This window comes from Bacteroides sp., assembly GCF_019417265.1.
Lineage (GTDB): Bacteria > Bacteroidota > Bacteroidia > Bacteroidales > Bacteroidaceae > Phocaeicola.
This window is the reverse complement of the sequence record NZ_DXVR01000139.1, coordinates 1-5,133: the sequence shown is the minus strand read 5'-3', so window position 1 is coordinate 5,133 and position 5,133 is coordinate 1. Positions and strand designations below refer to the sequence as shown.

7 protein-coding genes are annotated in these 5,133 nt (G+C 44.6%); all 7 read left to right on the top strand.

Features of this window, described 5'->3' with window-relative positions:
* Positions 1 to 422 (top strand): hypothetical protein (locus tag QZ379_RS11995; RefSeq protein WP_291565078.1); only part of this gene is annotated, 422 nt, incomplete at its 5' end.
* Between the two features lie 883 nt (positions 423 to 1,305).
* Complete coding sequence (locus QZ379_RS11990) at positions 1,306 to 1,929, top strand: hypothetical protein (RefSeq protein ID WP_291565075.1); 624 nt, start codon at positions 1,306 to 1,308, stop codon at positions 1,927 to 1,929.
* Positions 1,901 to 2,131 (top strand): DUF6718 family protein, encoded by a 231-nt coding sequence (locus QZ379_RS12790; protein ID WP_117962847.1) that lies wholly within the window; start codon positions 1,901 to 1,903, stop codon positions 2,129 to 2,131. The genes QZ379_RS11990 and QZ379_RS12790 overlap by 29 nt, the downstream gene beginning before the upstream one ends.
* A gap of 97 nt (positions 2,132 to 2,228) precedes the next feature.
* Positions 2,229 to 2,735: a hypothetical protein gene (locus QZ379_RS11980; RefSeq protein ID WP_291565069.1), complete on the top strand. Its 507-nt coding sequence runs from the start codon at positions 2,229 to 2,231 to the stop codon at positions 2,733 to 2,735.
* A 426-nt stretch (positions 2,736 to 3,161) separates the two neighbouring features.
* On the top strand, positions 3,162 to 3,956 hold the full coding sequence (locus tag QZ379_RS11975; protein ID WP_291565066.1) for a hypothetical protein: 795 nt from the start codon (positions 3,162 to 3,164) through the stop codon (positions 3,954 to 3,956).
* 78 nt (positions 3,957 to 4,034) lie between these two features.
* Positions 4,035 to 4,646: an SIS domain-containing protein gene (locus QZ379_RS11970; RefSeq protein WP_291565063.1), complete on the top strand. Its 612-nt coding sequence runs from the start codon at positions 4,035 to 4,037 to the stop codon at positions 4,644 to 4,646.
* Positions 4,647 to 5,072: 426 nt separating this feature from the next.
* The coding region (locus QZ379_RS12785) for a helix-turn-helix domain-containing protein (protein WP_349192473.1) at positions 5,073 to 5,133 on the top strand (61 nt) is incomplete at its 3' end.

Below are 5,133 nucleotides of genomic sequence, written 5' to 3'. Positions count from 1 at the left end.
ATGGAAGGATCACAATCTTCCGCAGCACATTGGAAGCATTAGGCTGGCCAACCCACTATCGTTTTCTGTACAACCGAGAGGCAAAACAGGTAGCTGTGCAGAACTGTACGGCTGAAGATGCAGGAGCTCATAAGACACCGAAGCTGACTGTGAGCAACAGCTGCGAGATCAAGTGCGTGGCATTGGTGCGGATGATCTACCGGGACATGCGGTGGAACCGGAACAATACATATCGTCTGGAGGGGAAAAGCATCCCCAGACAGCAACTTGTGAGTTTCGATTTAGGCACTCCGTTTTTGGTCGAAAACGGGAAAGCTCTTGACGAAAATCCAAGCCCCACAAAGCCCCTGTGCGGCGAAGAAGTGTCCGCTGCGGAAAGTTCCTCGGTCTCGCCAATTAAACGCAACAGTGGGGCGATGTGAGGGGCGTGTGGCGAAGTCGGCAAAAGGCAGCCAACCGGGTCAGAATCCAGGATGCTTGCAAGGCAGCAAGGTGGAAGGTGACCGGGTGGGCAGGAGACAGTGCGGACAAGTCTACTCAACAAGTGAATAAAATTACTTTTGTATCTATGAACGATAAAAATAAGTGATTAAGCTCACTTATGGCTATTGGAAATAAGTGATTTTGTTCACTTAGAAAAAGTGAGCTTTTTACGCCACCCGGAGTTTTGGGTGATGCTATCATTTGGTAAAAATAAGTGATTATAATCACTGAAAATCATTACAAACTGAAATAAGTGAGCTTAATCACTTATAAAGAAAAAAGTGAATATTTTACGCTCTGATGTACTTTGAGGTCGTCGATTAGTCAATAATCGGCGGCTTCTTTTTTATGCCCGGAAAAGCGGGTATGTAGCGACATATGGCAATAAGTGAGCTTTATACGCCACCGTCGAGCAACTTCTCCGAACAAATTTGAGTGCAGAAATGTCTACTCAACAAACAATCTGCGCCCATACTACTACCGAGAAACACAAGACTATCAGGAAAAGAACCGGAAGTTCATGGAGGACTAAGATGCCGAAGTATTATGGATACAAAATCGCAGGGTATTATCCTTACCAAATGTTGCCGTAAAGCCTCTTGCTTTCATCAACGAATGGGTTGGTTCCCTTTCGGGAAAAAGCAGTTCTGTTGAGAATAAAATCATTGTAATACGACAGTTTTTGGAGTTTCTCAAGCATACCGGAGAAAGTGTTGCCATGCCATCTATACCCAGTTTGAGATGAAAACGATTAATGCCTTGATCGTTTAGCATATCTGTGGTAGCATGGGTAAAGAATCCTGATAAGCAGGAGGTTTGCTTATGAATGAGCAGTTACTGAAAATGAATGGCTTATCAGTGGAAATTCTGGATGCATTATCATTTGAATCGCATCTGGGAATTCCGTTGAAGAATAATTTGCATTATTTTGATAAAGACTTATTAATTGCCGAACTGGTAGCAATGACTGAGTGGTTGGATGAACAGGAAATCCTTTCAGGTATTGCATTGGATTACAGAGTCAAGAGTTTGGATTCTATACTTCTGAAGTATGACCGTTACTACCCAGATCATCAGACACGCAAGGTGTTTAATGATATTTTAGGGTTCCGGGCTTTTTGTGATAGCTACGACCAGATATTGGAAGAAGAATCCGTTCAGTTCCGAATCGCTGATATGTCAAGCGGAAAAGCAGTGGACGACGGATACAGAGGCGTTCATGTGTATTATCAAAAGAGTGGAAAATACTATCCTATAGAAATTCAGTTTAATACACTGTTTGACAGACAGTTGAATAACTGGCTTCACGATTACCTGTATAAGAAAGATTATCCGATAGAGACAGGACGTATCCTGCGTGAAAAGTATGAGAGTGGATTGATTCGGAATGAACATGAATTTAAGGAGGTACTGAATAATGTGTTATCTGGTAGCGAAAGATCGTGATGCACATGGCTGTTTCGCTCTGAAAACAACGCATGGAAGGCATCTGGTAGAATTAAAGAGGGAATTGAATAAGGCCGTTGGATATAAGGGAATACAGCTTGTAACAATCAGCAGGCCAACTGCGTATGGCGAGTACGCACCTTACCACTTTGTGGATACGGAGCAGGAGTTTCAGACTATCGTCAAGGGACTTCGTCCATGAGATAATAATGCCGTGTGGACAAAGGAAACTTCAGGAGTTCACACGGTATATTTTGAAGGACGTCATATAGATTGTGATAGAAATAAAGACGGATGATATGGGAGTGAAAAGAGGATATAAACCACGGAAGCCCGGCGGCGGTCGAAAGAAGCGGAAGCCGCTCATCACGGCTGGTGTGTATGAGTCGGATGTGGCAGAGAAGGTACAGGACGCTTTTGAAAAGTACCGGGAAACACAAGACTATAAAACCGCATTGCTATCAACCGCAGCAGACCTTGACCTATCCAAAGCCTCTGTCACCTCGTACCTGCCTTATCAGAAAGGTGTGTACTTTCCAAGTACAGAAAAAGAGAAAATCAGTGTTGGAGCAGAGCGGCAGCGGAGATACAGAGCGATAAAGCGGTGGAGGGGTGATCCGACAGAAGAAAATTTCTGGAGCGTAGTTGTGGCCTATGTCGGTGTGAAATTTAAAACTTACTCCGGATTGCCATTCACTTACGAAATTAAAAAAGGCAGGAATGGCGAGTACACGAAGGAGCTGTGGATTGACAGACGGGAAAAGAGTAAAAGTCTGGACCGGCAGGGGACGGTGTGCTGCGCCTAGGAAAAGACCGTCTTTGAGGAAGACCTGAAAGTCGGGATGCGGCTGATGGTGGAAGTTCTTGATGTATAGTTTATGACGAAAATAAAATGAACCACTGAAGTTCAAAAAAGCCATCGCTTGTTACACGGGTGCTAATAAGAAAGTAATTCCAGAAATTACGATTATGGCATCTGTCAGACGGGGGTGGTAAACGAGATAACGGGTATTCGGTGCAAAATCCGAGTACCCGTTATTTTTTTGCCCTTAACTGAAAGCAATAGATTTATTCACAGTTTTCGAGTATAATGAAGCTATAATCATCCTATCCCAACCAATCCGAGATTATTTCAAAAAATCTTAAAAAATTTTGGAAACATTGGAACAATTCAGCCCTTTTCATGCCATATATAGTAGAGGGCTATTTCAAAACGATTGGAGGTGACGCTTTTGGACAAGCAGAAAGGCCCGACAGGTTTTATTGTAGTGCTGCCCGGTGAGGTCATCGAGATACCGCAGGACAGCGACAAGTCATGGCTGACCCTGTTTTATAGCCTACCGAGGGAACTTGCGGAAAAGTGGAAGCCAGCCTACGATCTGCCCCGCTGCCCCTATGAAGTTCTGAGGACGGACAAGTATGACCACATCGTATGTGATGATATGTTTAAGCTGCTTGTATGGGACTGCTACGCATGGAGCGCATGGCAGTTTTTCCAAGTGAAAGACCGCAAGGGCAATTATCGTGACATTCCCGGCAACTGGACGCAGTATGCAGGATATTTCCCTCTGTGGAGGTTGTCGTACAGTATTATTCCTTACATCCGAATGAAGTTTGAACAGAACCGACTTGGCTTCCAAAACCTTTACAACATCCCGCAGGGCGTGGAAGTGCCGTGGCTGACCTATCAGCAGTTCAGTAATCTAATCGGCAATGTCACCGATATGGTGATTGCAGAACAGAACTGGCAGCCCATGATCGATACTATCTTGGAAAACCGCACCGTGGAGGACTACGAAACCACAAGCAGCACCGTCAAGACCGATTTCATGCGAAAGTGGCATCACAACCGTTCCGGCAAGCCGATCTCTCTGGATGAAATGATGGAGAGTGAGGACGGGGACATTTTTGATGTGGCAGACCCACGGGGTGAGTTTGAGAACTCCGTCATTTCCGAAATGCAGATTGCTTCCTTTTCGGAAAGCACCATCACAGAGAAAGACCGGGAGATAAGGTTTGTATCGTGAGGTACAGGCGAGAAGAAGGGATAAGCTAATCAAAAATAAGGGTGTTGGGAAAATATATAGCGTCATAATCTAGTCGATTTGCAGGTATCTAAAGTGACAGGGAAAGGAGCAACTTATGAGACAGTCAGAGAAAAAATCACCGAAGAACAGTACAGCTATGATATCTCCGAGCTACTGACCATCCCGGAAAAGATGAAGAAAATTCTGGAAGACAAAGAGCGCATCCAGTGGTTTGCTGCAAAGTATGCCAACGCACATGATGTGTTCTTCGTAGGTCGCGGCATTGACTATGCAGTCTGCCTGGAAGGAAGTCTGAAGCTGAAAGAAATCAGCTACATCCACTCCGAGGCCTACGCTGCGGGTGAGCTGAAGCATGGCACCATCAGCATGATCGAGCAGGGAACACTGGTCATCGGCGTTCTTACCCAGAGTGAGCTGTACGAAAAAACCATCAGCAACATGCTGGAATGTAAGAGCCGTGGTGCATACCTGATGGGTCTGACTACTTACGGAAAGTATGAGACGGAAGATCAGGTGAACTTCACAGTCTATGTGCCGAAGGTGGACGAGCATTTTGTCGGCAGTCTGGCTGTGATTCCGCTGCAGCTGTTGGGCTACTATGTATCTGTTGCAAAAGGTCTGGACGTAGATAAGCCGAGAAATCTGGCGAAGAGCGTTACGGTAGAGTAACAGAATTGAGAAAGTTCGGACAGAGCCGGGATTTTGACACCCGGAGAAGAAGTCCATGAGAAAATCATGCCGTGTGAACAAACGAAACTTCAGGGGGTGGTGGTTCCTATAACAAGGAGCCGCCACTCTTTTTTTGTGTGGAAAACGAAGATGTCTTGATATTTTTGAAAGAGGGCTACCGCAATCCCACTGGCTTTAGACGGTGGGTTAAGGTAGCCCAAAGTTGTGACTTGTGCTATACTTGCGTTATGGGAATATGGGAATCAAAAAACAGACACAAGTATTTGTTACAGTATCATATTATTTCGTATGCAAGTATAGAAAGAAATTGCCGATGTCAAAATTTGCCTGTAGTGTAGGAAACGTTTCAGAAGAAATGCTAAGAAAATATATAGATAATCAAGGGTAAGAAGGTGGTGATGGCCAATGCTGAAAGCATATAAATACAGGATATATCCTAATAGCGAACAAAGAATTCAGATTGCAA

Excerpts from the sequence above, each read along its gene's own strand:
- QZ379_RS11990 (WP_291565075.1), top strand. The coding sequence starts at position 1,306 with ATGAATGAGCAGTTACTGAAAATGAATGGCTTATCAGTGGAAATTCTG.
- QZ379_RS12790 (WP_117962847.1), top strand. The coding sequence starts at position 1,901 with ATGTGTTATCTGGTAGCGAAAGATCGTGATGCACATGGCTGTTTCGCT.
- QZ379_RS11980 (WP_291565069.1), top strand. The coding sequence starts at position 2,229 with ATGGGAGTGAAAAGAGGATATAAACCACGGAAGCCCGGCGGCGGTCGA.